This is a genomic window from Kitasatospora sp. NPDC088861, assembly GCF_044750105.1.
Taxonomy (GTDB): domain Bacteria; phylum Actinomycetota; class Actinomycetes; order Streptomycetales; family Streptomycetaceae; genus Kitasatospora.
The window spans coordinates 1-3,040 of the sequence record NZ_JBIVJF010000065.1 but is presented as its reverse complement, the minus strand read 5'-3'; the positions used below and the strand labels follow the sequence as shown (position 1 = coordinate 3,040).

General features: G+C 69.2%; 3 protein-coding genes. 1 reads left to right on the top strand and 2 read right to left on the bottom strand.

Annotation, left to right across the window (positions count from 1 at the left end; genetic code table 11):
• Window positions 1–194: 194 nt before the first annotated feature.
• Both ACIP37_RS37720 and ACIP37_RS37715 read right to left on the bottom strand, forming a co-directional pair.
• The gene (locus ACIP37_RS37720) at window positions 195–458 is read right to left on the bottom strand and encodes a hypothetical protein (RefSeq protein ID WP_363589626.1); all 264 of its coding nucleotides are present in this window, start codon (window positions 456–458) and stop codon (window positions 195–197) included.
• Window positions 459–900: 442 nt separating this feature from the next.
• Complete coding sequence (locus ACIP37_RS37715; RefSeq protein ID WP_400812588.1) at window positions 901–1,539, bottom strand: RICIN domain-containing protein; 639 nt, start codon at window positions 1,537–1,539, stop codon at window positions 901–903.
• Window positions 1,540–2,463: 924 nt separating this feature from the next.
• Here ACIP37_RS37715 and ACIP37_RS37710 point away from each other — a divergent pair.
• Window positions 2,464–2,949, top strand: a complete 486-nt coding sequence (locus ACIP37_RS37710) for a hypothetical protein (RefSeq protein ID WP_400812590.1) — start codon at window positions 2,464–2,466, stop codon at window positions 2,947–2,949.
• Window positions 2,950–3,040: the final 91 nt, after the last annotated feature.

Sequence of the window (3,040 nt, the reverse complement as noted above, 5' to 3'; positions counted from 1 at the left end):
GGACCGGCAACCCGGCCCACAGCTCCTTCCAGCCGTACTGCCGCCCGCCGCAGAGGCCGGACAGGGGGACGGCCTCGCGCTGCACGCTCTGGCCGCCCCGGAGATGGGCGACACCACTACGGCGCGCCTCACGCGAGAGCGGCGAACGAGACCGCGCCGGCCTTCATCCAGGGCCCGCACCGACGCGTGGTGCGTTAACGCCAGCCCTTTGAGGTGAGCGCGGCGAGGACGGCGGCCTGGGCGGCGGCCAACTGCTGCCACGCGGTGTCGAGTTCGCCAGTAACGTCCGCATCGTCCGGCTCGTCCGTGGTGGTGTCGGTGGGGCGCTTCATCGGCTGCGGCGCGCAGGTACGAGGGTGCCGGTGTCCAGGTGGGGGGGTGGTGTCGTCGCTGGGCGCGGCCTCGTCCGGTCCCAGGGTGGTCTGGAGCTGGGCGAGTTGACGTTCGACGCCGGTCAAGCTGGCCGCGCGATCCACGGTGACGACGCCGTCCACGACGCGGCGCAGCGGGTCGGCGAGCAGCCCAGCGCTGCGTTCGGCCAGGACTTCGGTCGCGACGGCGCGGGCAGCGCCGAGACGGTTGTACCGGTTGGTGAGGTCGTCGGCGGGGGTGGCGGTGCCGAGTGGTGCCGAGTTGGGATTGTAGCCAGGCGAGGACGGGCGGTTCCATGCGCTTCCGCTCGTACTTCAGCCTCGCGGCCTCAGCCTCCGCCGCACGGGACCGCATCCTGCCGACAGGCTCACCAGCCTTGCGCCCGGCGCGGCGGACCGCTGCCTCGTACGCCGGGCCGAGATCCGCTCGATCGGCGCCCCGGGGCCTACCCGAGGCCGCGAGAGGCACCACTGGGGTGGCAGGCATCTCGGGCCCGCCACCCCTGAAGCCGTACTGCTACGAACGCTGTCAGCCGACTCGCCATTTCTGGCCGGCGTTGTTGGAGTTGCAGGCCCACACGCCCAGCCCGTCGCCCTCCCGGTCAGCGGTGAGGCAGCCGCCTGCCGCGTTCACGAGCTGGTTCCAGCCGTCGCCCACACCCTGGAACGACCAGAGCTGGTTGTTGTTGCCGTCCTGGGCGTGGGCGAGATGGGTCCGGTGCGTATCCGGGTTGTGGTCGATGACCATGCCGCCACCGTAGGCCGTCTCGATCTGCCACATCCCGTTGCCCTTGTCCCAGAAGACCCATTCGTTGTTGGGATTCTCCGCTTCGCCCCGGGCGGCCTGGACCTCGGGACCCGGGGCGGTGCTGCCGCCTTCGAGATCGGCTTCGAATCCGTTGTTCGCCGACATGAGTTCCTCATGGACGCCGCTGGACGGCAACTCGCTGCCGGAATCCCGGACCGAGGGCGAGAATTGGACTGCGGCCTCCCCGCCGGACGTCTGGTACTCAATGGGTGCCTCGAGCAGGCCCGACGCGTCCGCGATGTCGACGAACTTCAGGACGCTCCCGCAGAACCGGCCGCCCCCTTCGGGGCAGGAGACCGGCTGGTCACCTGCCGAAATGATCCCGACCGCCGTGACGCCCTCAGGCGCGGGGACGAACACCGGCCCGCCGCTGTCTCCCCTTCCGGCCGCCGGGCCGTTCGACTGCTGCTTCGCGCTCCACGCAGGCCCGAACAGCTTGCTGTTGCCATTGCCGTCCTGGGCCTCGTACTGGAGAACCTTGCGCTTGACCTGGATCCCCCCAGCTCGCCGGAACTGGCCCCGGAGGTGATCACGATGTTGCCCACCACCGGACTGTCGGCGCCGACCACCGCGGACTTCGTCTGTCCTTGGGAGCCGCTACTGTTTGTACTGGCGCCCCGCCACACAGTCGGCTTGAAGAAGTCGGTGTTGCCGGCCTTCACGAGCGCCACGTCGACCGTGGTGTTCCGGTGGCTGACCTCAGCCGAGTCCAGGTTCGCGAACCACCCGCCCCAACCGTCGTATACGTCTTTCCTGTTCTCATCGGGGAAGCAGTGGCGCGCTGTGAACGCCCTCCCGTTGGTAGCCGTACGCTGGTCGTCCACGTGGCGCCGACGGGGCGGACCCCACCATCCGGTGCGGGAGCACGAACAGCGGGCCGTCCCGTCGCTGTCTGTCGTCAAGTCACCCGTTCATCAGCCTGGTACGGCGATCGAACGGACGGAGCCTGCGGGCCTGGCTGATGCGGCACCGTCGTGGAAGGTGCCAGCCGTGCTTCACGTGGTGCGGATCGCTGCGCCGGAAGCCCTGGTCGGCACCCGGTCGTACGCGGCGGTCGGACAGTTGTGCCGCGTTCGCACCCCAGGTCGGCGAGCCGCTCGGACTCCCTACCGGCCGTCGCACACCCCGCCTGACGCCGGCTCGACGCGCTCGGTGGCCGGCCTCGGCTGACGCCGGTCCACGTGGGCGTTGATCGTTTGTTTACCGCCTTCGCGCATGATCCTTCCTGCACAGGGCGCCCCACGCGTTCACGGGCGCGAACAGACGAGAGAGGCACACGGGGAAATGAAGACAACGAAGACGCTGCGGCACATGGCCCTCGGGATGGCGGCCGGCATGCTGGCACTGGTCGGGACGGTGGCGTCGGCAGGGACCGCGCAAGCCTACGACCTGCCGACCGCGGACATGGACGAGCCCGGCATCCTCTACCGCGGCGGCCACATCGAAGCGGGAGACACCCAGCTGATCCTGCAGAACGACGGCAACCTCGTCCTCTACCGGGCCTACCAGGAGGCAAGTCTCGTCCACCCCGTGTGGCAGGCCAACACCTGGGGCTGCGGCTACAAGGCGATCATGCAAGGCGACGGGAACTTCGTCGTCTACGACGCCAACAGCCGCCTCTGCTGGTCCGCCAACACCTTCAAGTCCAGCTCCTTGCAGAAGGCCAGCCTTCAGGTCTCCGCCCTCGGCGGCCTCAAGGTCGTCTTCGTCAACCCCAGCGGCGGCCGGAGCATCAGCTGGGCGACGATCCGCAGCTCGGACCTGTACTAGTAGGGCTTGGTCAGGTTTGTATGGATGTGGGTATGTCGCGGTGGCAGGTGGGGCAGGCGCCGGCCCAGGTTGCGAGGAGGAACTGCATTTC